This window comes from Comamonas odontotermitis (assembly GCF_014207855.1).
In the GTDB taxonomy this organism is placed as follows: domain Bacteria; phylum Pseudomonadota; class Gammaproteobacteria; order Burkholderiales; family Burkholderiaceae_C; genus Comamonas; species Comamonas odontotermitis_A.
Window position 1 is genome coordinate 1 of sequence record NZ_JACHKZ010000024.1, and the last position, 16994, is coordinate 16994.

17 protein-coding genes are annotated in these 16994 nt (G+C 62.5%); 10 read left to right on the forward strand and 7 right to left on the reverse strand.

Features of this window, described 5'->3' with window-relative positions; genetic code table 11:
- Positions 1–569 (forward strand): hypothetical protein (locus HNP33_RS15985; RefSeq protein ID WP_221452097.1); only part of this gene is annotated, 569 nt, incomplete at its 5' end.
- Here the strand turns inward: HNP33_RS15985 and HNP33_RS15990 are convergent.
- Both HNP33_RS15990 and HNP33_RS15995 read right to left on the reverse strand, forming a co-directional pair.
- The gene (locus HNP33_RS15990) at positions 529–2031 is read right to left on the reverse strand and encodes a sensor histidine kinase (RefSeq protein WP_184710350.1); all 1503 of its coding nucleotides are present in this window, start codon (positions 2029–2031) and stop codon (positions 529–531) included. The genes HNP33_RS15985 and HNP33_RS15990 overlap by 41 nt on opposite strands.
- Complete coding sequence (locus HNP33_RS15995; protein ID WP_184710348.1) at positions 2032–2712, reverse strand: response regulator transcription factor; 681 nt, start codon at positions 2710–2712, stop codon at positions 2032–2034.
- Between the two features lie 195 nt (positions 2713–2907).
- On the opposite strand from HNP33_RS15995, the gene HNP33_RS16000 reads away from it, so the two are divergent.
- The 4 genes from HNP33_RS16000 (at position 2908) to HNP33_RS16015 (ending at position 6634) form a co-directional block, all read left to right on the forward strand.
- Positions 2908–3933 carry an ABC transporter substrate-binding protein gene (locus HNP33_RS16000; RefSeq protein WP_184710346.1) on the forward strand — a complete coding sequence of 342 codons (1026 nt, stop codon included), beginning with the start codon at positions 2908–2910 and terminating at the stop codon, positions 3931–3933.
- A gap of 77 nt (positions 3934–4010) precedes the next feature.
- Positions 4011–4871: an ABC transporter ATP-binding protein gene (locus HNP33_RS16005; protein ID WP_184710344.1), complete on the forward strand. Its 861-nt coding sequence runs from the start codon at positions 4011–4013 to the stop codon at positions 4869–4871.
- A 20-nt stretch (positions 4872–4891) separates the two neighbouring features.
- Positions 4892–5788: an ABC transporter permease gene (locus tag HNP33_RS16010; RefSeq protein WP_184710342.1), complete on the forward strand. Its 897-nt coding sequence runs from the start codon at positions 4892–4894 to the stop codon at positions 5786–5788.
- Between the two features lie 219 nt (positions 5789–6007).
- Entirely contained in the window at positions 6008–6634 is a 627-nt protein-coding gene (locus HNP33_RS16015; RefSeq protein WP_184710339.1) for a 2'-5' RNA ligase family protein, read from the forward strand.
- Positions 6635–6773: 139 nt separating this feature from the next.
- On the opposite strand, the gene HNP33_RS16020 is transcribed toward HNP33_RS16015, so the two are convergent.
- Both HNP33_RS16020 and HNP33_RS16025 read right to left on the reverse strand, forming a co-directional pair.
- Entirely contained in the window at positions 6774–7901 is a 1128-nt protein-coding gene (locus HNP33_RS16020) for an NAD(P)/FAD-dependent oxidoreductase (protein ID WP_184710337.1), read from the reverse strand.
- Positions 7902–8034: 133 nt separating this feature from the next.
- A complete protein-coding gene (locus tag HNP33_RS16025) occupies positions 8035–8973 on the reverse strand; it encodes a LysR family transcriptional regulator (protein WP_184710335.1) in 939 nt (312 codons plus the stop codon).
- 167 nt (positions 8974–9140) lie between these two features.
- Between HNP33_RS16025 and HNP33_RS16030 the strand changes: the two genes are divergently transcribed.
- Both HNP33_RS16030 and HNP33_RS16035 read left to right on the forward strand, forming a co-directional pair.
- Entirely contained in the window at positions 9141–9842 is a 702-nt protein-coding gene (locus HNP33_RS16030) for a pirin family protein (protein ID WP_184710333.1), read from the forward strand.
- Between the two features lie 73 nt (positions 9843–9915).
- Positions 9916–10326: a DoxX family protein gene (locus HNP33_RS16035; RefSeq protein ID WP_184710331.1), complete on the forward strand. Its 411-nt coding sequence runs from the start codon at positions 9916–9918 to the stop codon at positions 10324–10326.
- Between the two features lie 113 nt (positions 10327–10439).
- On the opposite strand, the gene HNP33_RS16040 is transcribed toward HNP33_RS16035, so the two are convergent.
- Positions 10440–11189, reverse strand: a complete 750-nt coding sequence (locus HNP33_RS16040; RefSeq protein WP_184710329.1) for a sulfurtransferase — start codon at positions 11187–11189, stop codon at positions 10440–10442.
- Between the two features lie 65 nt (positions 11190–11254).
- A complete protein-coding gene (locus HNP33_RS16045; RefSeq protein ID WP_184710327.1) occupies positions 11255–12949 on the reverse strand; it encodes a SulP family inorganic anion transporter in 1695 nt (564 codons plus the stop codon).
- A 642-nt stretch (positions 12950–13591) separates the two neighbouring features.
- On the opposite strand from HNP33_RS16045, the gene HNP33_RS16050 reads away from it, so the two are divergent.
- The 3 genes from HNP33_RS16050 (at position 13592) to HNP33_RS16060 (ending at position 16539) form a co-directional block, all read left to right on the forward strand.
- Positions 13592–13978 (forward strand): BON domain-containing protein, encoded by a 387-nt coding sequence (locus HNP33_RS16050; RefSeq protein WP_184710325.1) that lies wholly within the window; start codon positions 13592–13594, stop codon positions 13976–13978.
- Between the two features lie 430 nt (positions 13979–14408).
- Positions 14409–15425 (forward strand): LD-carboxypeptidase, encoded by a 1017-nt coding sequence (locus HNP33_RS16055; RefSeq protein ID WP_184710323.1) that lies wholly within the window; start codon positions 14409–14411, stop codon positions 15423–15425.
- A 208-nt stretch (positions 15426–15633) separates the two neighbouring features.
- Complete coding sequence (locus HNP33_RS16060; RefSeq protein ID WP_184710321.1) at positions 15634–16539, forward strand: adenylate/guanylate cyclase domain-containing protein; 906 nt, start codon at positions 15634–15636, stop codon at positions 16537–16539.
- 60 nt (positions 16540–16599) lie between these two features.
- On the opposite strand, the gene HNP33_RS16065 is transcribed toward HNP33_RS16060, so the two are convergent.
- On the reverse strand, positions 16600–16932 hold the full coding sequence (locus tag HNP33_RS16065; protein ID WP_184710319.1) for a thioredoxin family protein: 333 nt from the start codon (positions 16930–16932) through the stop codon (positions 16600–16602).
- Between the last annotated feature and the right edge of the window lie 62 nt (positions 16933–16994).

Sequence of the window (16994 nt, forward strand, 5' to 3'; positions counted from 1 at the left end):
CACCGAGCTGGGCACGCCCCAAACGGTGGCCGTGGCATAACTACGTCTGGGGTTTGGGGAGACTCAGTCTCAAACCGATTTATGCAACAAAGCCCAGTGCATCCACAGGTCATCGCTACCGCTACGACAGCCGGGGTAACCGGGTCGAGAGCCTGGACGAAGCCACAGGCAGACGCATGCAGCTTGCCTACGACGCGAGCAACCAGCTGGTGCAAGTGCGTGTGCAGGAAGAAGGCAAACACTTCACGCAACGCTACCGATACGATGCGTTTGGCAGGCGCCTGGTCAAATACAACGACCCAGGCAACAGGGGCAATACGGGAGCGAGTGAAGAAAGCGGGGCAGACTACTTTGGCTGGGGCGGTGACCGGCTGGTGCACACCGAGCGGTTCAACAGCGGCAATGCCAAGAGCAGCGCAGACACACCACAGCCCGAGGTGATCCATACGGTGTATGAGCCGGGGAGCTTCACGCCGCTGGTTCAACTGCGGCGAGCAGTCGAAGCAGAGCCTGATCTGGCCGATGAACTCATTGCATACAAGCAGCCGTACGCGCAAAGCGCACGCTGATGCGCAGGCCTGGGCCAAAAGGGGGGTGGGAGGGGTGCCAGGCGTCGGCCAGTTGCAAGGTGCCGCCGCTGGCCTGCGCCACCTCCTGCACGATGGCCAGGCCCAGGCCGGTACCTGGTGTGTCGTTGGTCAGGCGGTAAAAGCGTTCCAGTACCTGGTCACGGCTTTGGGTGGGAATGCCGGGGCCATTGTCTTCAACAAACAGCAGCAGGCTGTCTGGCTGTGCATGCAATCCCAGGGTGACCTGGCCTTGGGGCGGTGTGTAGCGGATGGCGTTGTCCACCAGGTTGGCAATCAGTTCAGGCAGCAGGCGGCTGCTGGTGAGCAAGGAAAACGGGTGGGCGTCCGTCGCAGCCGCGGTGCCCTTAGCAGGCGTGGCATTGCGTGCAGCTTCGCTTTCCTCGGCTTCTTCTTTCTCTTCCCATCCCAGGTCGATCTGCTTCTGGTCGGCCGCGGGGGCCATGGTTTCCAGGCACTGCAGACAGAGGGCGCGCAGGTCTACCCACTGGGGCGCCTGGGTGGAGCTGCCTGCTTCGGCTTGCGCCAGGGTGAGGAGCTGGTTGGTCACGTTTACCAATTGCTGGTTGCTGCGCTGCAGCCGCTGCAAGATGGCCAGGCGCTGGGCGATGGAGAGTTCAGCCAGCGCTGCAGGCGTTTGGCCCAGGGCCTGCTCCAGCGTATGGGCCTGAATGGCCAATGGCGTTCGCAACTGGTGCGCCGCATCGGAGATGAACTGCCGCTGCCGTGCTACCTGGGCGCGGATGGTGCGCGCAAACTGGTTGACGGTGTCGGTAAGCGGCCGCAGCTCCTGGTGTAATTGACGTGAATCAAGGTGAAAATCCACTTCCCGTGCGGGCCGCGCGGCCAGCTGGCGCGCCATGCGCAGCAGCGGGCGCAGCTCCAGGGTCAGCGCAGTGGCGCTCACCAGTACTGCCACGGCCAAGGCCCACAGCAGGTATTCCATGGTGGGCCACCACAGTGTCTGCACCATGTCGTTGCGGCTGTGGGTGGTTTTGCCGACCACAATGGTGATTTCACGCGCGCCGGCTACGTCGTACATGGCGCGGCGCGTGATGACAGCGCGGATGGGCTGGCCTTGCCATACCGCGTCGTACCACTGGGCGTTGTCGCTGCCGCTCAGCAGCAGCTGCTGCGGCCGGGGGAAGTCCTGCTGTCCTGCCAGCAGCTGTCCTTGCGCATCGGTCACGCTCAGGTAGACATGGTCGCGCGCGGGCGACATGAACAGGCTGAGCGCTGAGGGCGGTACGCTGGCATGCACGTCGCCGTCTTCCCAGATCAGGCGGTCGGCGAGGATTTTGGCCGAGGAGAGCAGGTCGTGGTCTTGCACGTAGTCGGCAGCATCTTCGGCGTGTTCATGCGCAAACCAGCCGCACAGGGCCACCAGCACCGCCAGCGGCAGAAGCAGCCACAGGGCCAGGCGCGCGCGCAGGCTGTGCAGCATCTATTCGCCGCCCGGCAGCTTTTGCTTGAGCAGGTAGCCCACGCCGCGCAGGGTCATGATGGTGGTGTCGCTGGCCTGCAGCTTTTTGCGCAGGCGGTGTACATACAGATCGACGGCGTCAGCGCTGGCGTCTTCGTCCATGCCGTAGATCACATCCATGAGCCGTTGTTTGGAGAGCGCACTGCCGTTTTGCAGCATCAGTGCTTCGAGCACGCTGCGCTCGCGCGGCGGCAGGGCGAGTTCTTCGCCCGCCACGCTGAACAGGCGCGTGCGCAGATCAAGCTGCAGGTTGCCGCAGCGCACATGGTTGTCACGCGCAGGCATCTGTCGCCGGGCAATGGCCTGCATGCGCGCCAGAAGCTCGCGTATTTCGACCGGCTTGACAAGGTAGTCGTCCGCGCCAATTTCGAGGCACAGTACCTTCTGGTCGAGCGAATCGCTGGCCGTCAGCACGATCACCGGCAGGCTGTCGCCGCGCTCGCGCAGCCGGCGCAGCAAGGCCTTGCCGGTGAGTTGCGGCAGGTTCAGGTCGAGCAGCAGCAGGTCGTAGTGCGATTGGGTGAGCAATTGGTCGGCTGCGTCGCCGCGATCCACATGGTCCACTACGAAGGCGTGCTGGCGCAGCAGGTCTGCCAGGGATTGGGCGAGTTCCAAGTTGTCTTCGACCAGAAGAATCTTCATCAGATGGGGCGGCACCCAAGGCGCCAGATTAAAAGAGATCAGGGATAACCACTAAAAATGCTGCGGTGCAGCGAAAGCGCACTGAAAGGGTGCCGTTTTTAGACTTTGTTCCTATCCGGTGCATTATGCGGTGGCCCAGGCGGGCGCTCAAGCCGACAAAGGTGCACCACGGACAACAACCCAAGGAGATGCACCATGACCACCATCCACGCTTCACGCCGCGCCACGCTGGCAGCCATTGCGGCTGCCGCTGTCTGCTGCATGGCAAGCCCTGCTGCCCAGGCTGCAGACAGCGATACTGTCACCATCATGGTGGGCGGTATCAACAAGATCATCTATCTGCCGGCCAAGCTGGCCGAATCGCTGGGTTACTTCAAGGACGAGGGCCTGAAGGTGGAGCTGCAGTCGCAGCCCGCAGGTGTGGATGCTGAGAACCAGCTGATCGCAGGAGCCGTACAGGGCGTGGTGGGGTTTTACGATCACACCATTGATCTGCAGGCCAAGGGCAAGGAGATCGAGGCGATTGCAGTGTTCTGCAAGGTGCCCGGCGAGGTGGAGCTGGTCTCTGCGAAGGCGGCGGCAGCGGGCTTCAAGTCCATGGCCGATGCCAAGGGCAAGACGCTGGGTGTCACGGGCCTGGGCTCGTCCACCGAGTTTCTGACCCGCTATCTGGTCGACAAGCAGGGCGTGGCGAGCAAGGATTATTCGCTGCTGCCCGTGGGCGCTGGCAATTCCTTCATCGCAGGCATGAAGCAGGATCGCATCCAGGCTGGCATGACGACCGAGCCCACCGTGTCGCAGATGCTCAAGACCGGCGACGCGCAGGTGCTGGTGGATATGCGCAGCGAAGAGGGCACCAAGGCCGCGCTGGGTGGGCTCTACCCCGCCGCCAGCCTGTATGTGCGCAACGAGTGGGCCGCAAGCCACAAGGAGCAGGCCGCCAAGCTGGCCCGCGCCTTTGGCAAGACGATGCAGTACATCAGCAGCCACAGCGCCGAGGAGATTGCCGAGAAGATGCCCAAGGATTACTACGGCAACGACAAGGAGCTGTATGTGGCGGCGCTCAAGGCCTCGCTGCCCATGTATACCAAGGACGGCAAGATGCCCGAGGGCGGCCCGGAAACGGTGCTCAAGGTGCTGTCGGCCTACAAGCCGAATGTGAAGAGCGCGCACATCGATCTGGCCAAGACCTATTCCAACGCCTACCTGAGCGCGAAATAAGCAATAGCAACAAGCGCCAATAGCGTACTCAAAGCCAAAGCGCAGCGCGCCTACCCGATTACATTCAGGAGACTCCCATGTCCTACGCCACCGAGGCGGTTGCCAGCCAGCGGCCGTCCAACATTCTGCAGCCCCAAGGCGCTGCAGCGCCCGCCCACCCAGCGGATGCAGCGATTGAATTTGACAAGGTGTCGCTGCGCTTCATTGCGCCAGACGGCACGGCCACCCTGGCGCTGCGCAATTTTTCGATGCGCGTGGCCAAGGGGGAGTTCATCGCCATCGTCGGCCCCACGGGCAGCGGCAAATCCACCACGCTCAACCTGATCACCAGTTTGCTGCAACCCACGGTAGGTGAGGTGCGGGTGATGGGCAAGAAGGTGGAGCAGATCGATCCGCGCATTGGTTTCGTTTTTCAGGCCGATGCCGTGTTTCCCTGGAAATCGGTGCGCGATAACGTGGCTGCCGGCCCCATCTTCCGCGGTACGCCGCGCGAGCAGGCGCTCAAGCTGGCCGATGAGTGGATTCACCGCGTGGGTCTGGCCAATTTTGGCAACCATTACCCGCACCAGCTCTCGGGCGGCATGCGCAAGCGTGTGGCGCTGGCCCAGACTTTCATCAACCAGCCCGAGATTTTGCTGATGGACGAGCCGTTTTCGGCGCTGGACATGCAGACCCGCACCCTGATGCAAGATGAGCTGCTGCGGCTGTGGTCGGCTTCCGGCGGCTCGGTGGTGTTTGTGACGCACGATCTGGAAGAGGCGATTGCCCTGGCCGACCGCGTGTTTGTGCTGACGGCCCGCCCCGCTACCTTGAAGCGTGTGTACGAGATCGATCTGCCGCGCCCCCGCATCATGAGCGAAGTGCGTTATGACCCGCAGTTCATCGACCTGTCCAAGCGCATCTGGGACGACCTGCGCGAAGAAGTCCATATCCAGTAATACGAGGGAAGGAATACACCATGTCTGAACTCACCATAAACCCGGGCATTCCTCCCGTGCAGGCGGCGCCCGACCAGACCCCCGCTGCCGTGAGCGACGCTGCGCTGGCACAGGAGTCCATCGCTGCACAGGCGGCCATCAAGCGCCGCAAGGCCGTCATCATCGGCCTGCGCCTGCTGGTGCTCGTCGCCGTGCTGGGCGGCTGGGAGGTATCTGCCCGCATGAAGTGGATCGATCCCTTCTTCTACTCGATGCCTTCCATGATCTGGAACCAGATCGTGGAGTGGATGCGCGACGGTACATCGCAAGGCCCGCTGTGGCAGCAGGTGCTGGTGACGCTGGAAGAGACGGTGATCGGCTTTTTGATTGGCTCTATTGCCGGTGTGATCTGCGGCATTGTGCTGGGTCGCAACAAGCTGCTCTCTGATGTGTTCTCCATCTATATCCAGATCGCCAACTCCATTCCCCGCGTGGTGCTGGGTTCGGTGTTCGTGATTGCGCTGGGCCTGGGCATGGCGTCCAAGGTGGCGCTGGCCGTGGTGATGGTGTTCTTTGTGGTGTTTGCCAACGCATTCCAGGGGGTGCGCGAGGCAGACAAGTACATGATCGCCAATGCCCAGATTCTGGGCGCATCGCCGCGCCAGGTGACGATGTCGGTCGTCATTCCGTCTGCCATGTCGTGGATTCTGGCCAGCCTGCATGTGAGCTTTGGCTTTGCGCTGGTGGGCGCTGTGGTGGGCGAGTTTCTCGGCGCCAAGGAAGGCATTGGCCTGCTGATTTCCACCGCGCAGGGCGCCTTCAATGCCAGTGGTGTGTTTGCCGCCATGATCGTGCTGGCCGTCGTTGCACTGGGGGCAGACTTTCTGCTCACCCGTCTGGAAAAGCGTTTGCTCAAGTGGCGCCCTGCAGCCTTCTGACACTGCGCGAACAGGGGAAACACACCCATTTCATTACCTCCTCGTCGGTAGTCCAAGCACTCCATGCTCTACCGGCCTTGTGCCACCTCTGCCAACCGAGGTGGCATTTTTTTGCCTGCTGTGCAGGGAGCAGCTGCAACCCGTGGCGCAGGGCGCAAGTCACAAGGAGGCTGGCTAGAATGGCGCGTTTTCAACCGCGTTGGCTGCAGTGCCCCTTTCATGACCCGCTTGACCGTACCCGACCACCAGATAGGCAATCCCACTTTTGCGATCAATATCGTGGTCAGGCCCGCGCCGGATGTGATGCAGGCGCTGGTTGCGCTGCAGGACCGGATTGAAGCGCTGGCGCCTGCAGGCGCCTTTCACCGCGTACCCGCGCCAACGCTGCACCTGAGTATTTTTCAGCTCGTCTGGGCGAGAACGACCCATGTCGCCATCGGGCCCCGGCAATGGCAAGAGCTGGAAACTGAAACATTCGCGGCCTTGCAGGCGCTGGCCTCAAAGCACGATCCGTTCGTACTGCACCAGGGGCAGGTTCAGGTGGGCGAGAAGGCCATTTATCTGCGGTTTTCGCCATCCGCTGCGATGGATCGCCTGCGTGACGAGATCGAGCACCATGCCAGAGACGGCTTTCCCGGCAGACACCGGCCGCAGATTCAGCACATCACGCTGTTTCGGTACCAGCAGGCGATTCCATTGGAGCCACTGGCCCAAAGCTGCGCCCCACTGCCGCCATGGCAGCAGGCCTGGTTGATAGACCAGATGGAGCTGGGGCAGGAGACGGCGTATCCGTTGCTGGCAAGCCGCACGGTGGGCAATTTGGCGTTGGGCTCCAGCGGGTCCTGACCGCCTTGGCGCATGGACTGTTCAGGCGAAAAAAAGGTACCAGCGGCCACAGGTGCCACTGGTACCGGCCTGATTTCGCTATGAGAGGCGCTAGCAGGCGGAGATAACAGGCAAGGTATGCAAGGTATCGGGCGAGGTATCAGGCCTTTTCGCCGAGCACGGCCAGGGCCAGCTCCAGCCCGGAGACGAAGGCGTCTTCAACACGGTAGCCCAGACACCAGTCGCCCGCCAGGCCCACGCATTGCGATGCATCCCACAGGTGGCTGCGCGGCTTGCCTTTTGCGTCCTTGGGCAGCGGGTTGATGGTTTTGGCGTAACCCCATTGCACCACGCGCATCTCCGTAGGCGTGGCACGGATGCGGGTGAGTTCGGCGAAGGCCTGCAGCATCTTGGCGGCCACGCGCTGGGGCTCGTCGTTTTCATGTTTGCGGGCCCAGTCGGGGCTGGCCTGCACGGTCCAGCGCTCCATCTTGCCGCGCCCGGGCTTGGATGATTCGCGCGCCAGCCAGGTGATGCGCGGGTGTTCGGTGCGGGCGGCATTCCACTGCGGGCCCATGCTGGTCACGGTGGGATCCACGGCGTGGGCAAAGCTCAGCAGCAGGGTCCAGCTGGGGGCAATGTATACATCGCCCAGACTCCAATCTGCAGGCGGGGTGAGGTCGCTCGCCTCCAGCAGCACCTCGGCTTCGGGGGCGGGTACGGCCAGCACCACGCCATCGAGCCCGGCGTAGACATGCACGCCGCCTTCGGCGTCTTCGGTACGGATCTGCCACTGCGCAGGGTTGAGCGCATCGCGCTCGAAAGCCACGGCTTCCTCGCCCAGGCGCACGGTCAGCGGTGCGGCCCAGGCCTGCAGCAGGCTATCCATGGTGGGTACGCCCAGCAGGTGTGGCTCCATCGCAGCGCGGCTTACTACGGCTTTACCGGATGCATCCAGCGTTCGGATGGCGTTCACGCTCCAGGGACGGGTGGTGCCGGGCACGGTGTCCAGCGCCCGTTGAAAGCGGGGATCACGCACGGTGAAGAACTGCGCGCCCAGGTCAAAACTGCCATGGCTGCCATCGCGGCTGGCCATACGGCCACCCACTTGGGTCTGCGCTTCGATCACGGTCACCTGGTGGCCAGCTTGCTGTAGTGTGCGCGCGCAGGCAATACCGGCCATGCCGGCGCCGACGACGGCAAAGTGACGGGGTGCGCTGGTGGGCTGTGCGCCGGATTTTGGGGTTTGTTTGGATCGTTTGGGTTTGGGAGGGATGCGAGAAGGCATGCGAGACTTTCTGTTCTGGTTCGGCAAGCGGGACAAGGAAGAATCAGTGTTTCCAAAAAACTCCAATGGCAGTCGAAAGCTTAGCTTCCGGCAATCCACTCTACACGCTGTGGAAGACAGTTCTGGTCGGGATTTATCCCACGTAGTGGTTGGTGAGGAGTGATTCGCGCGTGGCGGGCGACTGCAGCTTGTCCAGCCACCACTGCAGGGCCTTGCCTGGCGCATTGCTGCACCATGCGTAGCGCAGCTTGATCTTGCGCAATGGGCGCATCAGCTCACGCTCCACCAATTGGCCGCTGCGCAGGTAGGGCAGGGTCATGTTGTCGGGCAGAAAACCCGCGCCTATGCCGCGCAGCTGTGCCTGGAGCTTGGCTTGCATGGTGTCGACGGTGAGCACGTCCTGGCCGCCCATCACGCCGATGGTCTGGCCCTGGCCGCTGCGCGATGAATCTGCTACCGCAATGATGCGGTGGCGGCGCAGCACGTCGTCGCTGATCGGCTGGATCTCGTCGGCCAGCGGATGGTGTGGCGCCACCACGTAGCGGAAGGTGATCTCGCCCAGATCGAGCTGTTGCAGGCCTGAAACGTTCGACGCATCGACTGCAACGCCAATGGCCAGATCGGCCCGTCCACTGGTCAGCGATTCGAGCGTGCCCGCCAGGATGCTGTCGATGATCTTGAGGCGCGTGGGCGGGGCAATGGCGTAGAAGGCCTCGACCAGCTCCAGCAAGGTGGTGCGTGAGATGACGCCATCCACCGCAATGCGCAGCTCCGGCTCCCAGCCGGTGGCCACGCGGCGCACGCGGTTGGCCACGGCATCCACTTCCTGCAGCAGGCGCGCGCCTTCGCGCAGCAGCTCTTCGCCCGCTTCGGTGGGGCGTGCCTGGCGTGCGCTGCGGTCAAACAGCAGCACATCGAGTGCGTCCTCCACCTGGCGGATGCGGTAGGTGAGGGCGCTGGGCACCAGGCCCAGTTTGCGCGCAGCGGCAGCAAAGCTGCCGGTGTCTGCCACCAACTGAAGCAGGGCCAGGGTGTCGGGGGTGAGTACATCGCGGTCGCGCAGTACAGCCATGTCGGGGTCCTTGGGCGTGTTCGAGGGTTGATGGCGAAAGCGCCATCAGTTTTTTTGAATGATGCCATCAAACCGGCAGTTCCACAGGAGGATGGGAGAGTTTTACAGTAACGGACATGGTGATGAACACGGCATTCCGGCCTTGTTTCACAAGAAGGAGATCAAAAATGTTGATGGTTCGTAAATCTGCTGATCGTGGCCATGCCGACCATGGATGGCTCCGCTCCAACCACAGCTTTTCGTTTGCGGGCTACTACGATCCCCGCTTCATGGGCTGGGGCAATCTGCGCGTGATCAATGAAGACCGCGTTGCCCCCGGTACCGGCTTTGGCACCCATGGTCACCGCGACATGGAGATCATCAGCTATGTGCTCGAAGGCAATCTGGCGCACAAGGACAGCATGGGCCACATCGAAGGGCTGCCCCCAGGCGATGTGCAGCGCATGAGCGCGGGCACCGGCGTGCAGCACAGCGAGTTCAACCATGCCGAGGGCGCGGAAACGCACTTTCTGCAGATCTGGATCGAGCCGAGCAGGAGGGGTATTGCTCCGAGCTATGAGCAAAAGACGTTCACCGACGCTGAAAAACGCGGCAAGCTGCGCCTGGTGGTGTCACCCGACGGCGCAGACGGCTCGCTGTCCATGACCGCCGATGCCCGTATGTACGCTGGCCTGCTCGATGGCGCGGAAACCGCCGAGGTGGCCATTGCTCCGGGGCGCAAGTCCTATGTGTATGTGGTCAAGGGCGAGGTTGCCGTCAACGGCACGCCGCTGCACACTGGCGACGCGGCCTTTATGGACCAGGAAACGGCCGTCAAGCTGGACCAGGCGAGCAATGCCGAAGTGCTGGTGTTTGACCTGGAAGCTTGATCCATCTACAACCTTGGAATGAGGCCAGACCCCGCCCGCAGCCTGCGGGTGGGCAAGGCTAGAGGAGTGTCATATGAATGCATTACAAAACCCGCTGGCCTTGCTGGGCCGTATCCTGGTGGCCTGGTTCTTTGTGATTCCAGGCTTTGGCAAGCTCACCGGCTTTGCCGGTGCCGTTGGTTATGCGGCCTCTGCCGGCATGCCCATGCCCGAGATTGCCGTGGGCATCGGCCTGTGTGTCGAGATTCTTGGCGGCCTGGCCATTTTGCTGGGTTGGGGTACGCGCTATGCCGCGCTGCTGCTGGCGTTTTTCACCCTGGTGGCCAGTTTTTTCTTTCATGCCTACTGGTCAGTACCGGCCGAGGCACGCATGGTGACGCAGCTGCTGTTCAACAAGAACATCGCCATCGTGGGCGGCTTGCTGGCCTTTGCAGCCTTTGGGGCGGGCGGCTGGAGCATGGACGCCAAACGCAGAGCCGCTTGATGGACGCAACCGCTTGGCCGCCTGCGGCTTGAGGCGGCTTCACAAAAAAGCCCTTTGCACCATGCAAAGGGCTTTTTGTGATGTATGGTGCATGAAGTGGCTTGCGGTGCCTGTCAGAATTGCGTTTTAAGCTCTGTTTTTTGTAGTGAATCATTCACGACACGGCGTTCGTCGAACACAAAGCAGCTGCCCTGGTAACCAGAGCCATCGGTTTCTTCGAAGTATTTCAGGATGCCGCCTTCGAGCTGGTAGACGTTTTCGATGCCTTCTTCCTGCATCAGGATCGCAGCTTTCTCGCAACGTATGCCGCCGGTGCAATAGCTCACCACGGTCTTGCCTGCCAGATCGGCCTTGTGCGCGCGCAACTGTGCCGGAAACTCGGTGAACTTGCGGATGCGCCAGTCAATCGCACCTGCAAACGCGCCTTCATCCACTTCGTAGTCGTTGCGTGTGTCGAGCGTCACTACCGGGCGGCCCGCATCATCGTGCCCCTGCGCCAGCCAGCGCTGCAGGTCTGCGGGCTTGACTGCGGGCGCGCGGCCATTGGCCGGGCGAATTGCCGGATAGTCCATGCGGATGATTTCGGGCCTGACCACTACCCGCATCTTGCGAAACGGTACGGTGCTCGACCAGCTCTCCTTGGGGGCCACATCGGCAAAGCGGGCATCGGTGCGCAGGGCATCCACCCAGCCACGCACGGCATCGGCCGGGCCAGCCAGAAAGAAGTTGATGCCTTCTTCCGCCAGCAATACCGTGCCTTTGAGCGCCCATTGCGCAGCGCGTTCGGCCAACAGTTCGCGCAGCTGCTGTGCATCGGGCAGCGGAACGAACTTGTAGCAGGAGATGTTCAGAATGTCGGACACGGCGGAGGTCTACCAAATTAATAGCAGATGGCGCCCACCAGTTGGGCGCAACAGGCCTATTCTACTTAAATCGAATACTCAATCGTGGCATTGGCCGAATGTTGCGCCAGGGCCTGCAGAAACTCGGCGTCGGTGCGGTACAGGCGCAGGTGGGGGTTGTCCTGCAGCAGACCGGCGCGCTTCAAGCGCTGCTCCACGGGCAGCTTCATGCCCACGATGTGCAGCAGGCCGCCGCGCTTGGCGGCCATGCGCTCCAGCCGTACAAAGGCTTCCACACCGGTGATGTCGATCTGGTTCATGGGCTGGGCCAGCAGGGCCAGCTGCTTGTATTGGGGATGACGGGCCCAGTCATTGGCGGCGCGGGTTTCCAGCGCAGCGGCAGATGCGAAATCCAGCTCCGAATCCATGCGCAGGGCCAGTACGTCGGGCGCCAGCGTTGGCAGATGCCACAAGTGGCGATCGCGCAGGCTGCCGTCGGGGTGCAGACCGACTTCCACAATGCGCGGATGCAGCCGGTTGTACAGAAAGTAGCAGGAACTCAGCAGAATGCCTGCCAGCACCCCCCAGTAGATGCGCGGCGCCGTGAGGATGGTGATGGCAAAGGTGGCTACGGCAATGCCGCCTTCGATGCGCGAGATCGCAAAGAGCCGCAGAATTGCCCGTGGCTTGACCAGATTGGCGACGGCCGTCATCACGATCGCGGCCAGCGCCGCCTGCGGCACATGGTAGAGCGCGGGAATGAACCACAGCACCACGATCACCACCAGCAGGATGGAGAACAGGTTGGAGTAGCCCGTTTTGGCGCCTGCCAGCAGGTTGACCGCCGAGCGCGAGAAGGAGGCGCTGGTGGCAAAGCTGCCAAACAGGCCGGCGCTCATCTTGGACATGCCTTGCGCAATCAGCTCCTGGCTGCTGTCCCAACGGGTTCCGGCCTGCTGGTGCTCCACCTGGGCGCTGGAGGCGGTCTCCAGCGCGCTCACCAGCGATATCACCAGTACCGGCATCACCAGAAGGCCAAACTCGTCCCAGCCCAGCAGGCCCGGCCAGACGAATTGCGGCAGCCCGGATGGCAGATGTCCCACCACGGCGCCGCCTTTGTCCGCAAAACCGCCCGCCCAACTGATGACGCCGGTGATGCCGATGACGAAAATGGCTGACGGAAACGCGGGCCGCCATTTTTTAGCCAGCACCAGGCCTGCAATGCTCAGCACGCCAAACAGGATCGAGCGCCAGTCGAACAGCCCCAGTGACGGGTTGTCCCACACGGTGGCCCAATCACTTTTCATGCCCAGCAGGCTGGGCAGCTGCGAAGCGAGAATCAAAATGGCCGCCGCCTGGGTAAAACCGGCCAATACCGGCGAGGTCACCAGATTGAGCAGCCACCCGGCGCGCACCAGCCCGAGCGACAGTTGCACCAGGCCCGACAGAATCGCCATCCATGCCGCCAGTACCACCCATTGGGCGGAGCCCGGCTCGGCCATGCCGGTGAGCGAAGCGCCAATTAGCAGGGCCGACAGCGCCGTGGGCCCCACGCCCAGGCGCGGCGACGGGCTGAAGAGGATGGCCACCGCCGCCGGAATGATCGAGGCATAGATCCCCGTGATCAGCGGCATGCCCGCCAGGTGCGCATAGGCCACGCCCTGGGGCAGCAGCATCAGGCCCACGGTGATGCCGGCCATGGCTTCGCCCCGCAGCAGTTGCAGGGTAGGGCGGGGCCAGGAGAGGAACGGGAAAAGTCGGTAGAACAGCGGCGCAAGCATGGCGCATTGTCGCCTTATGATGAGCAGGCCCGCATGCGGGCATGGACTTATGCGACAGCGTTCCACGGATTTGCCTAAGAACGTGTTTACGATCTCTACGCAGCCGCGTTGGAGTGCAATCGGGATGAGTTCGAAGCGATGGGCCGCAGGTTGCACCGGGGTGCAAGCAAGGGCCAGCGCGCAGAAATCGCCCGATTTCACTCCAACCCGGAGGGACAGTGGGTTTGGGGCGCCCGGCTAGGGGCGCCCGGCTAGGAACGCCCGGTCAGGGGCGCCCCGCAAAGCCACTGTCGCGGCGCGAGGAGATCGTAAACACGTTCTTAGGTGCGCGGCATGCGATAGCGTCTTTTTTAGTGAAGCTCGCCCACCCCGCATGAAGAAATCCCGGACAAATGTATCGCGCAGGTTTCAGTTTGCGTTTTTGCGCACAGGCCTGGGCAAATGCATGAAGATCGCCAACAATCTGAAAACTCCAACCGACTCCGACCTCCGATTCGCGCACTCCGCATGTCTTTGCATCCCTTGAGCCGACCTGATCACCCGTCTGATCGCAGGCCTTGTCACCCGCCTGGCTGCCCGCGAACAGGCCCGGCCCTGCAATCCGGGCGTATCCGCCTGTGGGTAGCTGGGGTTGGCTTGTGTGTGGCCATCGTCTTGGGCATTTCTGCGCCATGGTGGCTTGTCGAGGCGGATGCCATGGGCACTGGCCAGCAGGTGGCGCAATGGGTGCACAGCCTGCACCAGCGGCTGCGCAACTCTGGGGCCCGCGTGAATGCGACGGTTGAGCAGACGGCCTCCCGCCAACGTGCGCTGGCCGAGGACGATGCGATATCTGCCGCAGTGAGTGATGCCCTGGCCGCCACCCAGAACGACGATCTGCGCATGCTGCAGGTGGAAACCGGCAATGCCATGGTGACGCTGCAAGGCACCCTTCCTTCGTCTGACCTGCGGGATCGCGCCATCGCCATCACGGAGGGCGTAAGCGGCGTACACGGCGTCTTCAGCCTGATCCAGATCCAGACTCGATGACGCCCGCTGGGTGCAGCAGTTGCCTTACAGGCCGCCGGGCCAGACGGCCTAAGAACGTGTCTACGATCTCCTCGCGCCGCGACAGTAATTTTGCGGGCTCCCCTGACCGGGCCTCCCTAGCCGGGCGCCCCCAAACCCACTGCCCCAACGGGTTGGCGTGAAATCGGGCGATTTCTGTGCGCTGGCCCTTGCTTGCACCCCGGTGCAAGCTGCGGCCCATCGCTTCGAACCCATCCCGATTGTGCTCCAACGCGGCTGCGTAGAGATCGTAAACACGTTCTGAGCGCATAATGCGAGCCATTCTTGAAACCAGCCTGTTGCGATTGCCCTGAAGGCAGGTTCCTGCGGCAGCGCGGCGCAACTGTGCGCCGCGATCTTCTTTCCATGATTCGGGCAGACCTGTCTGCCATGCTTTTATCGACTGCGCACCATGCACCAGCACGACAACCACCCGCATGACCATGGCCATGACGGCCCATGCGACCATGCCCATTGCGACCACCACCATACTGGCCCGCGCAGCATCTATATCTACTCCCCGTCGGGCGCGGTACGCGACAAAAAGGGCTTTCGCCGTGGCGTTGCAAGGCTCAAGGAGCTGGGCCATACGGTAGAGGTGGACCCGGCGGCCCTCGATTCCTGGACGCGTTTTGCCGGAGATGACGACACCCGCCTTGCTGCCATTGCCCGCGCGGCAGCCAGTGGCGCTGATGTGACGATGATGACACGCGGCGGCTACGGCATCTCGCGCCTGCTGCACCGCATCGACTATGAGCAGATTGCGCGCTCCATCGAGGGCGGCACGCAGTGGATGGGCCTGAGCGATTTCACGGCGCTGCAGATGGCGCTGTATGCCAGGACCAGGGCGGTGACCTGGGCGGGGCCGTCGCTGGTGGCCGACATCGGCGCGGAAGAGGGCATGGACGACATCATGCTCGATTGCTTTGAAGACCTGCTGATGGGCCATGGCGAAGGTGCTGGCTGGCGCACGCTGGCAGAGCGCCCGGGTACTGTACAGGGCCCATCTGCCGATGCGGAAACCTACATTCCCAAAGCTACCTTGTGGGGCGGCAACCTGGCGATGCTGGCCTCGCTGGCTGGTACGCCGTACCTGCCCAAGGTCAAAAACGGGGTGCTGTTCATCGAAGACGTGGGCGAGACGCCCTACAAGATCGAACGCATGCTGATCACCTTGCTGCATGCCGGTGTTCTGGCCCAGCAAAAGGCAGTGGTATTTGGCCAGTTCAGCGACTACAAGCTCAATGCGCACGACAAAGGCTACAAGCTGGCCACCGTGGTGCAATGGCTACGCAACCAGCTGACCATTCCCGTCTTCACCAACCTGCCGTTCGGCCATGTTCCAACCAAGGTGGTGCTGCCGGTCGGCGCCCAGGTCTCGCTCAGTGTGGAAGGGCGCGATGCATTGATCTACTGGGGGCATATGTAGCGGTATTGCAGCATTGCTGCAACGCGCCATGCGGCGGCGGCAGTGGATTTGCCGCACGGCACAGCCAGTGGCATAGATTTGTTGATGCTGTTGCGAGCGAATCCGCTTGGTTATGGACCCCGGTTTGCGGTGTAATATGTGTAATAACAATTCTTTGAGGGTGTAGTCGCTCCGTGGGAGGAGGTGGCTGCATCCGTGCGAACTATCCATGACAACTGTCGCCACCGTGGTATTTATCGATATCTCGGGCAGTACTGCTTTGTTCGAAACCTTGGGCAACGAGCGGGCTGCACGGGCGGTCGCAGGCATGACGGATGCATTCAAGCAAGTCGTCGTGCAAGCGGGCGGGCGGGTCGTCAAAACCCTGGGTGACGGGGTTTTGGCCATTTTCAACAGCAGCGCACTGGCCGTGAGTGCCATGACCATGCTGATGCGCCGCCATTATGGGCAGTGGGATTCGCTGCCGCCAACGCAGAAGTTCCATGTTCGGGTTGGCATGAGCACCGGAGAAGTGGTGCTCATGGAAGGCGACTGCTATGGGGACTCGGTCAACATGGCCTCACGCCTGTGCGAAAAGGCGAGCCATCGTGAAATCTGGGCCAGTGCATCCACGATGGAGTCGGGTGCCCGCGCCGACACCAACTTTGTGCCCATGGGCTGGATGGAAGTGCGCGGCAAATCCGAGCAGCACATGCTCTACCAGGTGCAATGGAGCGAGCCCGAAGCGCATGAGGTGATCACCGCCTACGACTCGTCGCTGCCCATGCGGCAGGAAGCCGTAGTGCAGGTGCGGCTGCGCCTGGCCAGCAGCGGGGTGGAGAAGACATTCGAGACCCATGAGATGCCGATCTTTATCGGACGTTCGTCCGATTCCGAATGGGTGGTTCTGGATCGCCGTGTCTCCCGCCAGCATGGCCGTATTGATTGGCGCGGCGGCAACCTTATCTTCACAGACTTGAGCCGCTACGGCACCTGGCTTGCCTTCGGTGCCAGCCCTGCCACCGTGGTGCGGCGCGAAACCGTGCAGTTGCATGGTGCCGGGGTCATGTACTTTGGCGTGTCGCCCGAAGACCCGACGGCGCCGAGCGCCGCATTCTCGATCAAGCCTGTGTAGCAGAGGGTGGTGGCCTCTCCTTGTGTTGTGAGGAGACCGGCAGCAGGCTTTTGGGTGCACTCAGTGCGCAGCGCTCAAGGGCTCCAAGGCAGTTGCAATGGCAGCGGCATTGGTTGGGCGCACCACGCGAGCCACTTCCTGACCATCTTTGAGCACCACCAGCGTAGGCCAGAGCTTGATGCGGTAGCTGCGCCCCAGCGGCTTGCCAGGCCCATCTTCCACCTTGATGTGGCGGATATCGGCCCGCGGCGAGAGCGCCGCTTCAATCAGCGGCTGCGCGCCCAGGCAATGCGGGCACCAGGGCGTACCAAATTCAATGACGGTGTAGGCGGGCAAGGCGTCCACTTCGGCGCGGCTGGGTTCCTGCGCCAGATGCTGGTGGCTGAAAGTCATACGGTCTCCAGATTCAAAACTATCAAATTCATAGCGTGTTGCGTCCTTTTGCAGCGCGCCCG